13 protein-coding genes are annotated in these 19,288 nt (G+C 46.5%); 3 read left to right on the top strand and 10 right to left on the bottom strand.

All coding sequences use genetic code 11. The features are described from left to right. Window positions 1–199 precede the first annotated feature (199 nt). Both DYE26_RS09610 and DYE26_RS09615 read right to left on the bottom strand, forming a co-directional pair. The gene (locus tag DYE26_RS09610; protein ID WP_036623841.1) at window positions 200–1,756 is read right to left on the bottom strand and encodes a response regulator transcription factor; all 1,557 of its coding nucleotides are present in this window, start codon (window positions 1,754–1,756) and stop codon (window positions 200–202) included. Then, complete coding sequence (locus tag DYE26_RS09615) at window positions 1,734–3,536, bottom strand: sensor histidine kinase (protein WP_036623842.1); 1,803 nt, start codon at window positions 3,534–3,536, stop codon at window positions 1,734–1,736. The genes DYE26_RS09610 and DYE26_RS09615 overlap by 23 nt, the downstream gene beginning before the upstream one ends. A 590-nt stretch (window positions 3,537–4,126) precedes the next feature. On the opposite strand from DYE26_RS09615, the gene DYE26_RS09620 reads away from it, so the two are divergent. After that, the gene (locus DYE26_RS09620; protein ID WP_051985518.1) at window positions 4,127–5,029 is read left to right on the top strand and encodes a transposase; all 903 of its coding nucleotides are present in this window, start codon (window positions 4,127–4,129) and stop codon (window positions 5,027–5,029) included. A gap of 424 nt (window positions 5,030–5,453) precedes the next feature. On the opposite strand, the gene DYE26_RS09625 is transcribed toward DYE26_RS09620, so the two are convergent. The 8 genes from DYE26_RS09625 to DYE26_RS09660 all read right to left on the bottom strand — a co-directional run bounded on the left by DYE26_RS09625 (window position 5,454) and on the right by DYE26_RS09660 (window position 16,667). Beyond that, a complete protein-coding gene (locus DYE26_RS09625; RefSeq protein ID WP_036623843.1) occupies window positions 5,454–6,998 on the bottom strand; it encodes an alpha-L-rhamnosidase-related protein in 1,545 nt (514 codons plus the stop codon). A gap of 42 nt (window positions 6,999–7,040) precedes the next feature. Beyond that, window positions 7,041–7,871 carry a carbohydrate ABC transporter permease gene (locus DYE26_RS09630; protein ID WP_036628346.1) on the bottom strand — a complete coding sequence of 277 codons (831 nt, stop codon included), beginning with the start codon at window positions 7,869–7,871 and terminating at the stop codon, window positions 7,041–7,043. Between the two features lie 2 nt (window positions 7,872–7,873). Then, window positions 7,874–8,737, bottom strand: a complete 864-nt coding sequence (locus DYE26_RS09635) for a carbohydrate ABC transporter permease (RefSeq protein ID WP_371861041.1) — start codon at window positions 8,735–8,737, stop codon at window positions 7,874–7,876. Between the two features lie 11 nt (window positions 8,738–8,748). Continuing rightward, the gene (locus DYE26_RS09640; protein ID WP_036623845.1) at window positions 8,749–10,092 is read right to left on the bottom strand and encodes an ABC transporter substrate-binding protein; all 1,344 of its coding nucleotides are present in this window, start codon (window positions 10,090–10,092) and stop codon (window positions 8,749–8,751) included. Window positions 10,093–10,231: 139 nt separating this feature from the next. Further along, the gene (locus tag DYE26_RS09645; RefSeq protein WP_036623847.1) at window positions 10,232–11,029 is read right to left on the bottom strand and encodes a response regulator transcription factor; all 798 of its coding nucleotides are present in this window, start codon (window positions 11,027–11,029) and stop codon (window positions 10,232–10,234) included. Beyond that, complete coding sequence (locus tag DYE26_RS09650) at window positions 11,022–12,794, bottom strand: sensor histidine kinase (protein ID WP_036623848.1); 1,773 nt, start codon at window positions 12,792–12,794, stop codon at window positions 11,022–11,024. Before DYE26_RS09650 ends, DYE26_RS09645 begins: the two co-directional genes overlap by 8 nt. A gap of 394 nt (window positions 12,795–13,188) precedes the next feature. Continuing rightward, complete coding sequence (locus DYE26_RS09655; RefSeq protein ID WP_036623850.1) at window positions 13,189–16,377, bottom strand: type 2 lanthipeptide synthetase LanM family protein; 3,189 nt, start codon at window positions 16,375–16,377, stop codon at window positions 13,189–13,191. 77 nt (window positions 16,378–16,454) lie between these two features. Next, window positions 16,455–16,667: a mersacidin/lichenicidin family type 2 lantibiotic gene (locus tag DYE26_RS09660; protein WP_036623852.1), complete on the bottom strand. Its 213-nt coding sequence runs from the start codon at window positions 16,665–16,667 to the stop codon at window positions 16,455–16,457. A 235-nt stretch (window positions 16,668–16,902) separates the two neighbouring features. Between DYE26_RS09660 and DYE26_RS09665 the strand changes: the two genes are divergently transcribed. Together DYE26_RS09665 and DYE26_RS09670 are read left to right on the top strand one after the other, a co-directional pair. Beyond that, a complete protein-coding gene (locus tag DYE26_RS09665) occupies window positions 16,903–17,178 on the top strand; it encodes a response regulator transcription factor (protein ID WP_036623854.1) in 276 nt (91 codons plus the stop codon). A 22-nt stretch (window positions 17,179–17,200) separates the two neighbouring features. Then, window positions 17,201–19,282 carry a peptidase domain-containing ABC transporter gene (locus DYE26_RS09670; protein WP_240534150.1) on the top strand — a complete coding sequence of 694 codons (2,082 nt, stop codon included), beginning with the start codon at window positions 17,201–17,203 and terminating at the stop codon, window positions 19,280–19,282. Window positions 19,283–19,288: the final 6 nt, after the last annotated feature.

Genomic DNA, 19,288 nt, shown 5'->3' on the forward strand with positions numbered 1-19,288 from the left:
ACTCCCCTTTTTAATAATAGGATTGAACCCTCAGGCGGCTTGCTTTTCAGTCCGCTGCCGGTTTGGCTTTTTAGTGTTATCGCTTTCATCTATTGATTCCCCCCCTCTCTGCTATCATCCTAATGCAAATGCCGGTTTTGAAACATATCGCGGATTTCGCACAATTTCATTCTAAAATCTACAATGTTTTCAGAAACAATCATGATTTATCATTTTTCTGATACGAGGAGGGCGATCGCCCCGCTATCTTTTTAAATTTGTTGTGAAAATAATTCACATTGGAATATCCTACCTTCTCAGCCACCTCATATACCTTCATCCCCTGCGCCAGCAGTTCCTTCGCTTTTTCGACCCGAACTCTGTCGAGATAAGCGTTGAAGTATTCCCCCGTGTAGTTTTTAAAAAGCTGGCCCAGGTAAGATCTGCTGTAATTAAACAATCCCGCCAGCATTTCCAGCCTCAGATTTTCGTGGTGATGGCGGTCTATGAAATCGAGCATGCGCTTCATTTCGTTGTCCCGGCTGGTATAATCCGCGCAGCGGGCCCATCTTTCCATAACTGCGGCCACATAACCGACAAGATCCCGGATATAGCGCTGACCGTAAATGCCCGCCAGGAATTGGGCCGGTTCCCCTGGATAACCGGATTCCGGCCAGAGGCGAGGGGGAATTTTTCGAACCGTTTCATTGGCTAAATAAAAGAACCGCTCGCGAATCTCCGTTTCTCCCTTCCCTGAAATCGCCATTTGCGCGGCAACGCCTTCCAGAAAGGAATGGATCGCTTCCGTATGTCCGACGTCAACCAAATAATAGAGACGAAAGGCCGCCTCCTCTCCGTCCGACAAGGATGCATCGGCAGAGACGGAGGCCGCCGTCCGGTAGCTTTCCAGAGTCTCCGATGTCAGCAGTTTCCCCTTGTCAAAGAAAAAGCTGCGCTCCAGCAGGGAACGCGCGGTACGGAACGAATTCGTGATCTCCGGCAGCGCCCGGACCGTTTCGCCCGCCGCCGCAGCCATCCGGGCGCGGATTTCTCCGGACAGCAGCTGCAGGTCTCTGTACAGCTCGGCCCGGCCGAGGTCTCCTGCCGGAGGTTTGCCCAGAAGCAGAACGGTATAAGGAGCAAAATAGAGAACAACGCCTTGGCCATCCGAGGCATATGATGCCGCCAACCGATCGCGGAAGCTGCGAATTCGCCCATCCTCCTCCGAATGCAGATCCGGAAAAGCGATCAATACAACTTGATAGGTCATCCAATTGATTCCAAGCGATTCAGCCAACTCATCCAAGGAAACGCTTCCCCAATCATGCGAGCTTGACAGCAGGGAATACACCGCCCATTCCCGGGAATGGACCTCCTGCTGCCCCCTCTTCTCCTGCAGTTTTGCGGAAAGCTGACCGTGTATCTTTTGAAGCAGAGCAGCCAACTCTTCTTTGTTCACCGGCTTGAGCAGATATGCTTCAACACCGTATTGGAGCGCCCGGCGGGCGTACTCGAAGTCGGCGTAACCGCTGAGCACGATTGCATGAACATCCCAGCCTCGACGGCGGATTTCTTGAAGCAACTGCAGCCCGTCCATGCCGGGCATTCGGATATCGACCAGCAGTACATCGGGGGTCTGCTCCCCAAGAACACGGAGTGCCTCGTTTCCGCCCGCCGCCGTTCCCATGATTTCGAATCCCAGCTCCCGCCACGGGATCAAGGTTTGCAGCCCAAGGCGCAATTTCGGTTCATCATCAACAATCATCACTGAGAACATTCGGTTCCTTCCCCCTCGGTATGCAAAATGTAATCCGGGTACCTTCTCCCTCTTTGCTTTCAATCGAAAGTCCCGAACCTTTGCCGTAGGTAAGCTGCAGGCGATCATGCACGTTGCGGAGCCCGATCCGCCGTCCGGCTTCCTCCGGTTCCATCAGCTGCCTTTGCAAGGACTGCATCTTCAAAGGAGAGATTCCGGCCCCGTGATCCCGAATCTCTACGAACACTTCGCCCTCTCCGCCAAATTCCGTTCGGATGGTGATCAGCGTCGGGCCCTCCTCCTTCCGCTCCAACCCGTGAAGAATCGAGTTTTCAACGAGCGGTTGGATGATCAGAGGCGGCAGTTCGATCTCTTCGGTGCCCGGCGCAATCTCCAGTTTATATTGAAGCCGGTCCTCATACCGGAACTTTTGCAGCTCCAGGTAGCAAAGCACCATATTGAGCTCCTCGGAAAGCCGGATTTTGCCGCTGCCGACCTCCAGACTATGGCGGATCAAGCTGCTAAGCTGCCAGACCGCTTGCGCCAGATCCTCCTCCCCCCGAAGATGCGCTTCCATCCGGATCGATTCGAGGGTATTGAAGAGGAAGTGAGGGTTGATCTGGCTTGCAAGCATTTTAAACTTGATCTCGTTTTGCTTTTGTTCCAGCAACCGCTTCTGCCGGTTGCTCTCTTCCACTTCGCGCATCAACTGGCTTACCCGATGGACAAGAGCGTTGAATTGCCTGGAGAGTTGTCCGATCTCATCCTTTCCGTCCAGATCAAGATAGGTATTCCAGGATCCGGCGCCAACTCTGGACATATGCTTGCTTAACCGCAGCAGCCGGCTCGTTATGAGAGACGCCGAGGCATGGACCAGCAGCACCGCAACAACCAGGCAACCTCCTATAACCAAAGTGGCCAGCCGGATCACCCCGTTCGCCTCCCGAACGATATCCGACACCGTAAACACAGAAATGACCCGCAGCCCATTCCAACTGCTCTCCGGGATCAGACTGGCGATAACGACTTTGGACGGCTTTCCGTCCATGACGACATCGAAGCTGCCGTCTCTTTGCGTCAGCATGCTGTCTCCGGCGTTCACTTCGCTGAGATTTTTGCCGTATAAATTCGGCCGGTTGGCCGCCACGATATTATTCCGGTCGTCCACAATCATGGTCGAAAACGATTCTTGAGCAAGGATGGAATTGAGCATTCCGGTATTGACATTGATGACCAGTACGCTTTCCTTGCGGGGCTCCTCCAGACTGATTTTTCGCACCAGACTTAAATAATACTTCTGGTCCCGCTCATCCTGGATATATACCCAGCCGGCAAGTCCCTTTTTACTAAGCGCCATCCGGTACCACTCGGCTTGCTCCGTCCGGGCGTCCGGCTGCATGAATTCCCAGTTATTCAGCATCGTCGGGTTGGGCGTGTAAAGCCGAATGGCTTTGATCTCTTTGTACAGCCGCATATAATCCCGTATGTCGGAGTATTGGCGGTATGTCTGAATAACCTCAATGTAGCTGCCATAGCTGCGGCTCGCCACGGATTTCATACGGCTGTCGTTTGAAAGGCGATAGGAGATGTCAAGCGGCACCTTGATAACCTCCTCCGTTCGCTTCCGCACGCGGTCTACATTATTCGCGGCCTGTTCGAAGGCATCCATGACCATAATTTCGCGCAACTTGCCCGTTAAATATATCCCGCTGGCCAGGAGCGGGAGCACCGCAACCGTAATAAAGGCGAGCGACAGCTTCTTCCTTAGCTTCATGTCGTTTAGTATTCTGACAAAGTTCATCTTCCGGCCTCCCCCAGTCTTCAGAAGTTCCCTAAAAAAGCCCATACCAACGACACCCGAAAAAGGGACCGGTATTAAATATCATTCGAAGAAAGCGAACCGGCATCGTCAGGACGTTTTTTTGTTATTCTATCCTTTAATTTGTTATGTAATTTGTTATATTTATACTAGAATAATGTACTCCCAACCGTCTATATTAGTCAATGTAATGCCGCATATCCAAAATTTTCGGATAAATATATTTATTTTTTTGTTATCTATATTGTTATTATTTGTTTGGTGAATTCTTTTCGAATTAAAAGGCTCTATTGATTCCAGGATGCCGGACTAAGGTAGCTGTCAATAGCGTTCGTGTCTTGGTGTCCCTGCCTGATACCTGCCTTTACACGATTATCCCTTTCGTTCATGGAGCAGAGAGCAGGGGGTGCTAGAGCAAAGGTTCCAAAGAAGAGAGAAGAAAAAACAAAAAAGATGAGGAAAAAATGAGGCGGTTCAGGTGAGATTTTCAGCTTGATTAGAGAACGTGTGTTTGGTATAATGGAATAAACAGAACATATGTACGTAAATTCTTGATTCAGGGGCGAGCGAACATGGAGGTCAATGCGGGAGCGGAACTTCAACCATTCAGCAGCCGTTATAACAGCGAGCAGGCCTGCATGGAGGCGCTGATCGCGATGAAGTGGCCAAACGGCTTCGTCTGCCCGCGCTGCGCTCACACCCGGTGCAGCCGTCTGACTTCCCGGCATATCCCTTTGTTCGAGTGCGGAAAATGCAAGCATCAAACATCGCCTTTGGTCGGTACGATTTTTGAAGGAACGCATCTCCCCCTGGTGAAGTGGTTCCAGGCCCTGGAGTTGTTCCTGCTGGAGGGCGGCATCTCGGCGCTGCGGCTGCGCCAGGTGATCCGGGTCGCCTACAAGACCGCCTGGTCGATGCTGCACAAAATACGCCATGCCGTGGGGGAGTTCGATGCCCGGGAGCTGCTCTCTGGAGACGTGAAGGTGAACAGCGATCAGTATGGGCGTAATCCGTCCCGGTGTCAGCTTTCGCATCCGTACGCCTCGGCGGTCGTAGCGGGATGCACGGTCACGGAGTCGGGCGAGCTGGAACAGGTCAAAATCCGCCTGGTGCCGCATAAGCGGGGAGGCGAAAAGAGGGAGAACCGTCAAGATCTAACCACGTTCATCAATGGGCATGTGGATGTCCGTACATCGGCGGTACAGTTGTTCCCTCAGGCCTTTCGGCTGTATGCGCCCTTGCGGAGAGTGGTGAGAGAGGCGTGGGAATCGCTGAAGAGTACGTATGGAGCCTTGGGACTGAAGCATCTGCAGGCGTACCTGAACGAATACACCATACGCCGCCGGCTGCGCCTGCCCGAAGCGGAAGAAACGATCCGGCAGAAGTTGCTGCAGATGTGTGTGGCGATTCCGGCGATCCCTTACCGTAAGCTGATCGCGCGCCAACCGAACCAGCCCCTTACGGCTGTGGCCTGAAAGAAATCCTTGAATAGTACAGACGTTACTGCAAACGGATTCAGGCTCAGCAAGATCACGGTCTTTTGTTATTCCCGGTACCTTGTCCCATCCCTCCCGTCAGGTCTGCTTCCCTTCCCCAAAACCTGACTAATGATCTCGAACATAACTGCTTCTCCCGAACATTTCTTCTCCTAGATATATCTGCTTCTCGCAAATATATCTCCTTCACCTGATTATCTTCTTCTCTGCTTCCTGATCAAACGGGATAATCGTGCAAAGCGTCAGGCCAATGGATGTTGATCTACCGACCAACCCATCAGCCTTCCGTTTCCTGAAGCTTTCAACCCTTCCGGCACTTCTTGCCACGATCGGTTGCCGGCTTGACTTTTAGGACCGGGATCGTCCATTTCTGGAATCCTGGGTCCTTCAAGCGGGAAATCATTCAAACAAAATATTTGCGGATAAAATAAGTGGGTGTGCAGCTCCATGCATGGCAATAGCTGTTGATGAGATTGCTTCCGTATGGGGATAGTTTTTTCTCCTGGGGGTTGTAAACCTCCCAGAATGTGTCGGCACCGTCTTTGACCATTTCCCCCCAATAAGCCCGCATTTGCTCCAGCGCTTTTTCTTTGTTTCCTGTGACAAGCAGCGCTTCAATCAAATGATGGTACATGTAAGGGGTGTTCGGCCTGATCGCCGGCGGCTTTTCAAACAGCCGGTTCATAAGCGCATCATTGTCTTTGGGTTCCAGAACCTCGGCCAATGCCATCCAGATTTGCGAGGCCCATGAGATTTGGCGGTCCCTCCCGCTGATAAAGAAACCATGACCCGGATCGTATAATTGCGTTACAGCCGCCTTGCTTAGTAAATGAATTCTCTCTACAATGAGTTCCGCTTCATTTTTGCGGCTAAGCTCGCGCGCCAGCACCATCGCCCGTTTGAGGCAATAAATAAATATGGCTTGCGCCGAGGCTTGTTTGTTCAGCTCCGGATGCCAATCCACGAAGCACCACCAGGACGGGTCGTCCGTGACAAGATCATCGGCTCCGACCTTAAGCCATGCCAGATCCAGCTGTTCAAGGGCAACCGGCCACAGCTCCTGCAACAGCTCCTTGTCCCCCGATGCCGCGTAATAGTCGTGCAGTACAGCGACAAAAAACAACGAATAATCAAACAACAGCGTGTCATCGACATGCGGTTCGGGATTTTCAAACAGGCAAGCGCCTACTTCCCCTTTATCCAGCGTCATACCGGCGAACAGATACAGGCATCTTTTAACCAGATCAAAGTTCCCGAAAGTTACATAGTTCGCCAGCGCTTGCAGCCGCAAATCGCCGATCCACAGCCGCCGGTCCCGTTTCGGACCATCCTCGAATACGGTTTGCATGCAATCCTGCAGCGTTTTGATCCCGATACGGTCCATCGTGGCCACATCTTTCGGCAAATCATCGGGCAGCGGCCTTAATCCTGCCGGATCAGCCGAGCTTACACTTGTACAATAAATCTTCTCAAACGCGGCCTTAAACTTTGGCGAAGTCTCCTGAACGATGACTTTCAAATACCGGAACGCGTAACGTCGCGGAAGCTTCAGTTCGCAAGGCAGCACGTCGATATTGATCACTTCGTCCTGCAGCCAGGACCGGCTGATCCAGCCGTTGTAATCGTCGAAATTTTCCGCGACCTCGCACGGCATTTCACCGAAGATCAATTTAAGTCGGAGCGGCGCGTCCTGCGGGCTGCCCGTCGCTTTTATTTTGAAGGTCACATAGCCCACCTGGTGATCTCCAAAATCGAGGATAAAGCTTTCGCCGCTATCAAACGGTTGATCCAAAACACGCTCATAGGAACCTAAAGATTCCTTCCTCCAACCTTGGAACGCTGCTTCATCCGGGTACACCGCAATAACTTCTTGCGGATAAACGCTTGTTTCCAACAGCTCTGGAATCAGATTTTGCGCCTTCTCAACCCATTCCTGACGTATTCCCACTTTCTATTCAACTCCTGTACCTTAATAGGAATAGCTTACAAATCAGCCCTTCACCGATCCAGAGACCATGCCGGAGACAATTTGTTTGTTAAATATTACAAACAGCAGCAGCATCGGGATCGTAATAATCAAAATGTCCGCAAACAACAGATTCCATTGGGACACAAATTGGCTCGTAAAATTGTACAACGTCAACTGAACGGTTGCATTGTCCGATCCGGGAAAGAAGTACAAGGGATTCGTAAAATCGTTAAAGATAAACACGGACTGTGTAATGATGATCGTGGCGGATACCGGCTTGAGCAGCGGCAGGATCATCTGGAAAAACAGCCGGTATTTGCCGCAGCCGTCGATGACGGCCGCCTCGTCGATTTCCCGGGGGATACCGGCGATAAATCCTCTATACAGGATGACGCAAAACGGTAAGCCAAGCGCGACTTCGACCGCGACGATGCCGGCCATCGTTTTAAACAAGCCGACCAGGTCCAAGACCCAAATCGTCGGAACAATCGCCGGAGGAATTATAAGCCCCGAAAGCACAAGGAAATTGATGTAAGGACTCGCTTTGTCATTACGCCGCTGCAGGATAAAACCTACCATGGCGCAAATGATGACCAAAATAGCGATCGAAAGCACCGTCATCACCGTACTGTTGTAAAATGCCCGAAGCAGCATGTAATCTCTGGCCTGAACCACTTCCTTGATGTTCCCCCATAAATGAATCCGCGAAGGCCATTGCATGTTTAATAAAGAGGCTTCCTGCGAGTCCTTCATGGCGTTGACGATGACAAAATAGAGCGGAACCCAAAACAACACGATCGTGCCCAGCACCGCCAGTAGCTCAACCGTGAATTGTCCGGCTTTGCGTCTCATACTCATAGGCTTACCTCCTTCCTGTTAAGATACAGGCTAAGCGGGAAGGCGAGCAGAGACACGAACAGGAACAAAATGACGTTGCCTGCCGTGGCCAGACCGTAGAATCCACCCTGATATTGTTTGTAGATGATGGAGGCGATCACGTCCGTTGTAAACCCGGGGCCACCCTTCGTCATCGCCCAGATCAAATCAAAGGAACGCAAGCCGCCGATGAACGAAAGAATGATCACCGAGTTCATCGCAGGCCGGCTGAGCGGAACAATGATGTTCCAGAATTTATTCCAGGCGCTGCCGCCATCGATCTGCAGCGCCTCATAATACTCCTCCGGGATCGACAAGATCCCGGCGACAAAAATAACCGTGGCAAAACCTACGCCTTTCCAAACGTCGACGAACGCGACCGACAAAAGCGCGAGCTTCGTATTTCCGAGCCAGTCCGGTCCGGTGATGCCGATCGCCTGCAGGGCCTGATTAATCACGCCCTGGGTCGGATGCATCATCGTGCTGAAAGCCACGCCGACCGCGATCGTACTGACCAGCGTCGGAAAAAACAGCACGGATTGCAAATACCCCTTGGTTTTGATTTTGGACGTAAGGAACGTTCCGAGCAGCAGCCCCAAAACCACTTTGGCAACGCAAGTAACGAGCGCGTAAATCAGCGTATTTTTAAAACCGATACTTAAAGACGATTCCTGAAAAAAAGTAACGAAATTTTCGAGTCCGATAAACTCCCAATCCGATAACGTCCAGCGTGTCAAACTAAAGAAAAAGGAAAGCGCGGTCGGTATAAGAAAAATAATGGTGTATACGATGGCTGCAGGCAACAAAAAGGTATAGGAATAGGTCTGTTTCCATAACTTCATCATGATTCGGTTTACCAGCCTTCTAATCCGAGCTGCTGGGCTTGTTTCTTGACATCCTTGTCATAGTTCTCCGCGCCCTGTTTGGCACTTGTGATGCCGGAGCCGACTTCAGCCGTAATTTGCGGCAGATTCGGGCCTTTGATCGGGCTTACAAATTCCAGTGCGGGAGCTGTCGTTTCCTCCGATTCAAAATAAGGCAGCATGTCCTTGACGACTTGAGCGACGCTGTCCGGTATTTCAATTCCTTTTACCGGCCACGGCCCGGTAGGTTTTGAGGCGTTCATCCATGCGGAGATGCCTTCCGGCGTCGTGAGGAATTCAAGGAACAGCTTGGCCTCCGCGGCGTGTTTGCTGTTTTTGTAAGCATAAGCCCCGCCCGGCATCCAGATCGTCAAACCGTTCGACTCCGCGGCATCTCCCGGCTGGGCAAAAAATCCGATGTCGCCGATTTTGTCCGGGAAGTTTTGCTCCAACGCCGGAACCGCAAAGGACAGCATCGGATAATGTGCCCCTTTTCCTTCGGCCAACATTTTCAGCCCCGCATCATAAGTGGTGGCCTGAAAATCTTTGTTCATAAATCCTTTTTCGTTCACTTCCGACAATTTCTCAAAGCTTCGCAAAGCGGCGGGAGTATCCGCGTATTTGGCCTTATTGGCTGTATAATTTTCGGCAAACGACGGATCTTGCTTTTGTACGTTGTAGTAATCGGCGAGCACGATTAACTGAGCCGTCCAACTGTCTTTGTACGATCCGATCACCGGAGTGATGCCCGCTTCCTTGATTTTTTCGTTGTTATCCATGAGCTGGGCCCAGGTTTTCGGAACGGACAAACCGAGATCGGCATAGATCTTTTTGTTATAGAACCAACCGCCCCCCATCGTGGAGCCCGCCGGAACGCCGTATACTTTTCCATTGACCGTTACCGTCGGCTTGTAGGACTCCATCACCTTGGCCATAAAAGGCTCGTTTGTCAAATCCGCAAAATTCTTTTCAGGAGCGAGCGATTGCAGCAAGGAACCGGAATTATAGAAAATGACATCATTTAAGTCCCCGGTGGCGATGCGCGTTTTCACCAGATTGTCGCCTTCGGAACCGCCGGGACGTGTCTCGTGTTCGACCGTAATGTAAGGATATTTTGCTTGAAACGCTGCGATCACCGCTTTGGCAGCGCTTACTTGTTCTTGCGTATTATCCGTCAGCAGCGAGATGGTTACAGTTTCCTTCGCAGCGTTTGTTCCGTTATTTCCGGAAGCAGCATGGTTTGCATCGTTTTGTTTATTTCCGCACGCGGCCATCAATCCGACCATGATCACGGCACAAAGCAATGCGGCGGCGATTCTTCTCGGCTTACCCATTGGGCCTTCCCCCTGAACAGTTATAGTTTTGTGTACAGAGCCCGGGTTCTCTGTTGCTTTTATTTTAAATTTGACTTGCCCTGCCAGGTACTGCTTCTTTTTATAGATTTCTGTCCGTTTTTTTTTTGGACGGAGCCTATTAATGATTGTTTCTCGCCTCTTGTTCCTCTTTAAATTGCCCGGGAGTCACGCCGATATGCTTCTTGAAAATTTCCGAGAAATGCCGGTACGTATGATAACCGACGCGCTCGCTGACTTCATGGACTTTATATCCTTTCAGCAGCAGCTCTTTAGCCAGGTCCATGCGCAGCCGGGTCAAAAATTTGATATAGCTCTCCCCCATCTCCTCCTTAAATAGCGAGCTTAAATAAGCGACATTCATGCCGACATATTCGGCCACTTCGTTTAAGGATAGATCTCCGGATGCGTTTTGTTCGATATAAGCTCTCGCTCTGTCGATCGCTCCCTGTTTGGCGTTGCCGTCGGCTTCGGCTCCCGCTCCGGTCTTAGAAACGTTTCCTCTTTCCTCGACCTGTTTTCTTAACATCACCATTTCCAGATCCGCTTCGATTCGCGACAACACTCTTTGGATGGAGCTCTGGATGCTTTCCACGGTGACCGGTTTTTCCAGATAGTCGATCACCCCAAGCTTAAGCGCCCGCTTCACGTATTCAAATTCATTAAAACCGCTGAACACGATACAGTACGTATCAGGCGCTTCTGCCATAATCTCTTCAATCAGCTTTAGTCCATCCATACCGGGCATGCGGATATCGGTAAACACAATGTCCGGAGTTTGTTTGCGGACTATCTCCAGCGCGGACAAACCGTCCGAGGCCGTTCCGGCCAGCTCAAGACCAAAGCCGTTCCAATCGATCAGGTGCCGCAGCCCCTGGAGCACAATATATTCGTCATCAAAAATCACAACCTTATACATCGAGCTTCACCTCATTGCCGTTTTGTTGAATCCGCAGCTCAACCCGGGTCCCCGAGCCTGGCTTGCTGTCGATGATCAGTTCGCTCGCCTCGCCGTAAAACCGCTTAATCCGCTCCTTAACATTGCGCAGTCCGTAGCCTTGTTCCGTTTGCTCCATATCCTCGATTCCGACGCCGTCGTCTTCGATCACAAAGGTAAGAAACCCGCCTTCCATGGCCCCCTGAAGCGACACGGTGCCCTCTACTACTTTCGGCTCCAGCCCGTGGTAAATAGCATTCTCAACCAACGGTTGCAGCAGCAGTTTCAAAATTTCCATGCTCTTGATCTGGCTGGGAACGTCTTCAATATATTTAAATCGATGATTGTATCTTATATTTTGGATGGTCATATAATGTTCGATGTGCTGAAGTTCTTTATAGACCGGAATCGTTTCTTTGCCTTTATTTAAGCTCAATTTAAAACTTTCGGACAAGGAAAAAGCCATCTGGGCAACATCTTGATTGTTCTGAATCGTAGCCATCCAATAAATCGAATCGAGCGTATTGTACAAAAAATGCGGCTTGATCTGCGCCTGCAGTGCTCGCAATTCGGCTTCCCGCTCCTTCAGCTCGGTATGGACGAGCCGCTCGCTAAGCTCTTCATTTTCGGAGGCCATCTTTTTAAACGTCTGCCCTATGGCCCCTATTTCATCATGCTCAAAAGTTTCGCCGAAATCCCGTTTCCCTTTGGTCCAGTCCAGCATCATTTTCTTTAACTGGAGCAACGGGCGCGTTATGCTGCCGGAGATAAAATAGGACAACACCAAAGCGACGAGCGCGATCATGGAAGAAATAATCGTCGTAACCGTTCCGATCTGCCGGGACTGCTTCAACAACTCGCTCAATTTAATGATATGGAGAAATGTCCAGCCCGTCGTTTCATTTTTGAAATCCACGACCATGTAACCTTGTTTTTCAAGCCGCGGATAAAGATCGTTTTTTCCCCCGGCTAGGCCATTGAGTTCGATATAGGAATTTCGCGGATAAATAACCTCCATGAGTTCCGAGGCTGAAGTTAATACGATGTATTCTCCGGCCTGTTTGTCCGTCTCCGTAAAAATGGAATCAAAGATCGATTTGGAAATATTGATGATGAGAATGCCGATCGGTTCACCGCTGATATTTTCGGAATCCCGGAACAGCTTGACCGTGGAGAAAGTATAAGACGTATCCCCTAATACGTTATCGGGAAAAAACTCGACTTGACCTTGGGATTCAACGGCCTTGGCGTACCATGGCGACAATTTGATCTTCTCTCCCTGGCCGTCTCCCTCATAAACCCCCAAATTATCGGAACGTCCTAAACAATGGGCCTTCAATTGCAGATCAACCAGACACATCGAATCGACATACCGGGAGTTGATAAACAAATTGTTCACCATCTTTTGGAGTTGGCTTAAAATCTTCTCGTGCCTGGCGCCGGCACTCGCCTCATCGGAATGTTGACTCGCCCGCAGTTGGTCGCGGATTTCATCGTTCAAAATAACGGAGCGGTTCAAATTGACGATGTTGCGGAAGATGAGGTCGGCCGCCTCGCTGGATGACCTTAGGTGAACCTGGTCCGTTTTTTTATTCGTTTCCAGCAGCGTATCCTTCGCAATGTTGAAGGAAAGGTAGCCCAACAGAAACAGCGGCGGAATCGACAATACGATCATCGCGGCAAGAAAGCGGTTACGAATCTTTTTAAACCGGATTTTTGAATAGAACTGGTGCAGTTTCTCCTTCATCTGGATCGCCTCTTTCCTTCCGCTAAATCTATCTTATTGTATACGATATTGTGAAGAAGACTCAATGGAGGACAATTGCAAATTGCATCCCGAAATAAGCTTTAACAAATTTCAGCGATCTTGTGAACAAAGTATATGGGTGCAGTCGCTCCGAACAAGTAAATAAAGAAACCGCCCGGAACGAGTTCTGGGCGGCATACAAGACTTATATTTTACGTATAGGGCACAGGAGACGCAAATCTGGCTTCGTCCAGCCTCCTACTTGATGTACTCATGACCACATTCCCTTTGACACCACCAATGTTAATGACGTGCTCCCTTACTATGTTGTAGAGATCACCAAACAGCTAGTGGCAATCTTGAAAAACAAGTATTGTGCCGTGAATAAAATAGCCTATCTTAATGACCTCGTTTGGACGAGCGGCTCTTGAAGCGATAAAATTGAAGGGAAATCTTTATCTGAAGCAAGACGGAGCATTTGATATCCTATCCCGGATAGACCTAACCATAGTCCCTGAATGTTTGAGCACTTAGTGATACCTGTCAAGTACTCTCCTTTGCTCTGATAGTAATTTACAGCTTCCCTTCCATATCCTCGGGCCATTTCAACCCATTCTTGCCGATTCAAGCATTTTCCCGCCAGAAGTAATAATTCTAAGTTTCCAAGATCGCCATGGCACAAACAATGACTTTTGCCGAAACCGTATCGAATCGTCGTCGCTACTGCCTGTTCAATTTCGTTAGTAACTTGATTGACTTGTGAAGATCGTAAAAATGGAAGACACATCGTCAAACCAATTCCGATTCCACTTGCTCCGTGACACCAATTAGCCAGGGTGGTACCAGCTTCGCAATCAACCCAATTCCCCCATTCACTCGAATAATGAGAACGAACATATTGAAGTGCATTTTCTGCTGTCTCACGATAAGCTTCCTTTCCTGTGACCGCTGCAAGACGGAAAAGGGCCCAAGCAATTCCCATGCTTCCATGTCCTAAACCTACATAAACATCTGATAACACGCTTGACTGCCAAAAGTATCCTTTATCACTTTTTTGGGCATTTTTAAGCAAGTGATCTCCATACATAGAGGCAATCTCAATCTCCTGCTCCGAACCACGTATCTTTGATTCGTTGAGGAGGACATGAATAGCTCCAGCTGCCCCCCCAAGTAAATCATAGAATGTGTCCTGCTCTACACTTCTACTCAAATTGTCCAATAGATTTAGACGATGCTGTTTCCATTCTTTATTTTCCCCCATTATATTTTCCAGTTGGGTGATAACATATAGTACGGAAGCCTGTCCATAAAAAGAAGATGGAAATTTAATGGTCATTGGAAATTTCTCTAACGTCGATTGAAATGCCGCCAGACTATATTTCTTAAAGTGTTGTTTCTGCGTTATTCGATATAAATGCGCAAAAAAGAGCGAAATGCCGCCTGTACCATCATATAAGCCCCCCCTTAGTCCAGACATACCTAGTTGCCCCAAATAATTAGGATTTAATCCTATCCAAGTTGCTGTCCGTTCGTTACGACTCAATATAGCTTCCTTTACCAGCTGTTCGCCTATTCTGACTGCTTCATTTAAAAATTGATCCGACTTAATAACCGACTCTTTGGTCGTATCCATATTAGCTGCCTCTGGTTCAACAGAGTGAATTTTTTTGCTTAAAGATGAGCCAATAATAGATTCGGTAATCCATTTAGCGTATAATTCAATTTTTTCAGGAGTCAGAGATAACAGCTTCTGTTTAGTATGATCCATGGCGGTTTCTTTAAAAACATTATCAATCTTTTGGTCACGGCTATCCCACAGATGATGAGAGTCGGGGAACGAATAAAAATAAGGAATATCCCCTATACGCAAATCCTTTATCTCTGAAGAAATAAGCCTATCGTCAAGGTAGGAAAACCACATTCTATCGAGCAAACGTTCATAGTCAAGGGCATCTCTTCCATAATCGGGATGTGTTAATTCAAGAAGAAAATTCATATAAAATTGGGAGGTTCGCAGAAGGATACGTACTGGAACTTTAGAAAATATCTTTAATGGTCCATCGGTGCTGAGCATTTCTTCTCTGTTCTCGATAAAGAAATAACAAATATCCCTGTAGCCATTTACATAATCGGTTAAGTAATCAGCAGCTGATATGGTTGTGCCGTTCAATGATGGTAAGTTGTGACTTGATGTAGTGATATGCCGCGCCCGAATATAGCGCATATTATCAGTATTCATATCTACAACCTTTAACACATTGTAGGGAATTAATTGCTCCCTATCGTTTAGACCACTTAACTCAATTCCCAATCCTTTTTCGTCCTGATGAAAAAGGATTGGTAAGAATGATGTCCCTATAGGAGAATTACGTATTGCAAATTGAGCTTCTACATCGGCTGAATCAGGAACATCTTGCTTAACTTGGTTATGGAACAATGTCTCCAAATCAATAAGCATTGGATGCTCTCCGCAAGCAATAATGTTTTCACTGTGGAAATCCGCACCTTCCAGGAGATGAACGACTCCTAAGTAAGCACCTAATCGCCGATAAAAACTCCGAATTTGGTCCTTAGTCTCACATTGTTCCGCTCTCACAAAGGCTTCATATCCATACTCTTTTCGATCTATAATTGGGACTCCTTTAAACTCAGGATAAAACCCTTTACTATTTATCCAACTTAAAAAAGTGTGGAATGCATGAGAAACAGCCAGGGACTTGGGCTTATACATAAAAGATTGACCAGATTTAAGTTGAAAGCGCATTACAGTTTTTCCGCCCTTGTGAGAATCTCCTAAATCAGCCTTTATCGCAATAAGAGGGCTTTCTTCTAGTTGAAATGTGTCCTTCAGCACCTTCCAATCCTGAATAAATCGTGTTATTGCTTCTTCTATGACGGTAACAAACATGACCGTCCGTTCCGAAAGTAATCTGGCAAACATAGCATACTCTAAAAAAAACAATCGAAGATTACCGTTGTCAACCATGTGTTTTTCTACAAAATTTGAGAACCGTTCTTCCGGAGTGTCACCTGCCAGTTCCTGCATTGCCTTCGCAACATGTAATTCCAGGACAAAGGAACGCCCTGCTATTTTACATAACTGGGATGTCAAATGCGGTAGAATTGATGATATTAAGAGGGAAGTACTTATATATTTTCCTTGTGCATCAATGGATGCCAATAAATTTTCCAACTTCATATTTGCCCATAACAAAAATGGTCTTACTAGAAGTTCGATCGAACGTTGTTCATTTTCTTTTATCTTTATTTGGCAATTCAATTCCAATGCTTCCTCTAGTACCGTTAACCAATCTGCATTGTAATCCATAATAGCTGGAAGACAGCTCTCGTTCCATTTTAAATCCTGTGTGGTCTGTATTAACGATCCGAAAATTAATTCATTAACTCCCAATGACTCAAGCTTAGCTTTTCTTTTCGCTTCTGTTTGAACTAGAGCAAACTGAAACCATTCCTCTAGAGCCGAATTATTTTGCTGCTGGGAAAAGGCACGGGTAATTTCATGATTATGTAACAATTGCAACCGCTCATGTACAAAAAGTGAACGTAAAAATTGTTCCTTCATCTAAGCGCTCACTCCTTATCTAAATAATAAAGATGGGGTACGTAATTAATACGTACCCTTCTAGCAGCCTATTTTCCTTAGTGCACCGTTGTAGGGAAGCAAAATAATCCTGAAATAATGGTAATTGGAATAGTAATTGTCGGAGTAGCTTGAGGTTCAACCAGACCGCCGTGTACTCTTGCTAATTCTTCCGCACCTACTTCTACCAGAGCGTCACCAGCAGGATGAACAACATCCGCAGAGCGGAAGTTAGGATTCTTCCAAGCCTTTACCAAATCTTGCGTTGTCATATAGCAACCTCCTTTCATTTATTTTTTACTTCTATTCTAATATATTACAAAAAAAGATTTGATTGCACTTCATAAAGCTGCAGAAATGTCTTTGACAATAAATGAAAATAGTTGGATAATTATTATTACAAGTAAATAATGGTATTATTATGTATTTTTATCGTATACAATTTTTAAATTTCGACACAGCTTTTTATTTAAATTTATTCATAGCTCTATAGGAGGTTGAAAGGGGTTGGCGAAATTATCTTGCAGGGAACAAGAAGTCGCAATTCTTGTGGCACAAGGACTTAAAGATAGCGAGATATCAAAGATGTTAGGTATAAGTATGCGACGTACCGGTGAAATTGTAGCTTCTATTAAACACAAATGGAATATTAAAACAAGAGCTGAACTTGCGATAGTCGCCCATTATTTTGGGCTGGTCTGCATAACGAATAATTTGGAGGTGATTCCAGCTGAACATATTCAAAAAAAAGATTCCTTTCATCGAACAGATGGAACACAGTGAATGCGGCCTGGCTTGTCTAGCAATGATATTGGGTTATTATGGGTACAATACAACTCTGCCGGAAATGCGAAAAAAATTTGGGGAAGCCCCCTCTGGAGTAAACATGCATCAACTTCAAATGATGGCTCTTGAATATAAATTGGAATGTAAAGGATACAAGATAACTACAGAGCAACTAGATCGTATGAAGCCCCCTCTCATTTTATTTTGGGACAATAATCATTTCGTTGTGATGGAGAAATTTGGGAAATATAAGGTGAGCATACTAGATCCGGCTAAGGGACGGTACGGAATTAATATAAAAGAATTGGGTGAAAAATTTTCAGGTTTTGTTCTTTCACTTACCCCCGGAGATCTTTTTACACCGAAAAAAAGGAAGAAAGAGTTTTTTTTTATTTTGTCCGTACTCAAAGGATGGAAACTGCTTTTTTCTATCATTCTTGTAGCCTTGTTCTTACAGGCCTTAGGAGTATTCATTCCTCAATTAACACAGTGGTTCATAGATGTCGTAATAGGAGGACAACATCAAAATTTATTATTTCCATTTAGTGCAGCTATCGGCCTATTATTTTTGTATATTTTAGGATTTCATTGTTTAAGGGGATGGCTTATTGCAAAGCTGCAGTCCAAAATAGATACAACGATGATGACACAATATATTGGACGACTTTTTATGCTCCCTTATAACTTTTTTGAAAATCGAAAGGGAGGCGAACTTGTTTTTCGAGCAAATTCTAATATCCTAATCCGAAATGTTCTTTCAAACCGTGTTGTTTCTATTATAATTGACTGCCTTTCTTTTATTACCTTTGCAGCATTAATGTTAAATAAAATGGTTAGTATGGGTATAATTGTTATTATTATAGGGATTTTCATGCTTGGATTCATTTTTTTAAGTTCATACATTTCGCAAAGATTATCCCGTCAGGAAGTTTCCACTCAAACTGAACTGTACGGATTTTTATCCGAAAATATTCAGAATATTACTGATTTGAAATTATTAGGGGCAGAAAGGGATGCCGTTGCAAAATGGAAGTCAATCTTTGAAAAGCAACTAAAAGCAACTGAAAAGCGAAACGTTTGGACATCGATATTAAGCTCCAATTCGGTTAGTATTCAATTGACGCTCCCCTTATTTGTACTATGGCCAGGGGCTTATTACGTACTTGAAGGTAATGCAACCCTAGGAAGTTTAATGGGTTTTCAAGCATTGGCTGCCTCTTTTATAGTTCCTATTGTTTCTTTGGGGCAAACCTATTCTGATATAGTGAATGTTCGAACCTATATTCAAAGATTACAAGATGTTATTGAAAGTCCACCTGAATATACAGGAGAAAAGGTACCTTCTATATCTTTTCAAGGTCACGTTGAATTTTGTGATGTTTCCTTTAAATACAATAAATATGGTAATGAAGTTCTAAAGAATATTTCTCTCAATGTACGTCCGGGTGAACGGTTAGCTATTGTTGGAACGTCGGGATCTGGAAAAAGCACACTCGCCAAATTGTTGCTTGGTCTATATGAACCAACCGAAGGTTTTATCAAAATCGATGGAACAATGTTACATCTATGGAATAAGCAAGAGCTTCGAAAACGAATTAGTTCCGTGGTACAAGAATCTCGTTTATTTAATTCAACTATCGCAGATAATATAAGAATGCATCATAACGATATTACGTTGGACATGATTGTTCAAGCTACGAAACAAGCAGCCATTCACGATGACATTATGAAGCTTCCACTAGGTTATCAAACAATGGTATCCGAAAACGGATTTAATTTTTCCGGAGGTCAAAGACAAAGGCTTCTCCTCGCTCGTGCATTGTTACATCAACCTAAAATCCTTGTACTGGATGAAGCAACCAGTTCATTGGATTCGGCTTCGGAACAGCTTATTTGTGACTCTTTAAGTCATATTCAATGCACTCAGATTATTATTGCTCATCGCTTAAGTACTGTTCGACATGCTGATCGTATCGTAGTTCTTGATAATGGGAAAATAATTGAGGAAGGAACCCATCAGGAATTATTACACTTAAAAGGGCAATATTACAATCTCTATACTTCACAGGAAGAAAAGCAATCATTCTCACCAATTTCTTAACAGGAG

The sequence above is a fragment of the Paenibacillus macerans genome, assembly GCF_900454495.1.
Classification (GTDB): Bacteria; Bacillota; Bacilli; order Paenibacillales; family Paenibacillaceae; genus Fontibacillus; species Fontibacillus macerans.

What these genes read in the sequence shown, in the direction of transcription:
- DYE26_RS09610 (WP_036623841.1), bottom strand. Translation starts at nt 1,756, where the DNA reads ATGTTCTCAGTGATGATTGTTGATGATGAACCGAAATTGCGCCTTGGG.
- DYE26_RS09615 (WP_036623842.1), bottom strand. Translation starts at nt 3,536, where the DNA reads ATGAACTTTGTCAGAATACTAAACGACATGAAGCTAAGGAAGAAGCTG.
- DYE26_RS09620 (WP_051985518.1), top strand. Translation starts at nt 4,127, where the DNA reads ATGGAGGTCAATGCGGGAGCGGAACTTCAACCATTCAGCAGCCGTTAT.
- DYE26_RS09630 (WP_036628346.1), bottom strand. Translation starts at nt 7,871, where the DNA reads ATGAGACGCAAAGCCGGACAATTCACGGTTGAGCTACTGGCGGTGCTG.
- DYE26_RS09635 (WP_371861041.1), bottom strand. Translation starts at nt 8,737, where the DNA reads ATGAAGTTATGGAAACAGACCTATTCCTATACCTTTTTGTTGCCTGCA.
- DYE26_RS09640 (WP_036623845.1), bottom strand. Translation starts at nt 10,092, where the DNA reads ATGGGTAAGCCGAGAAGAATCGCCGCCGCATTGCTTTGTGCCGTGATC.
- DYE26_RS09645 (WP_036623847.1), bottom strand. Translation starts at nt 11,029, where the DNA reads ATGTATAAGGTTGTGATTTTTGATGACGAATATATTGTGCTCCAGGGG.
- DYE26_RS09650 (WP_036623848.1), bottom strand. Translation starts at nt 12,794, where the DNA reads ATGAAGGAGAAACTGCACCAGTTCTATTCAAAAATCCGGTTTAAAAAG.
- DYE26_RS09655 (WP_036623850.1), bottom strand. Translation starts at nt 16,377, where the DNA reads ATGAAGGAACAATTTTTACGTTCACTTTTTGTACATGAGCGGTTGCAA.
- DYE26_RS09660 (WP_036623852.1), bottom strand. Translation starts at nt 16,667, where the DNA reads ATGACAACGCAAGATTTGGTAAAGGCTTGGAAGAATCCTAACTTCCGC.
- DYE26_RS09670 (WP_240534150.1), top strand. Translation starts at nt 17,201, where the DNA reads ATGATATTGGGTTATTATGGGTACAATACAACTCTGCCGGAAATGCGA.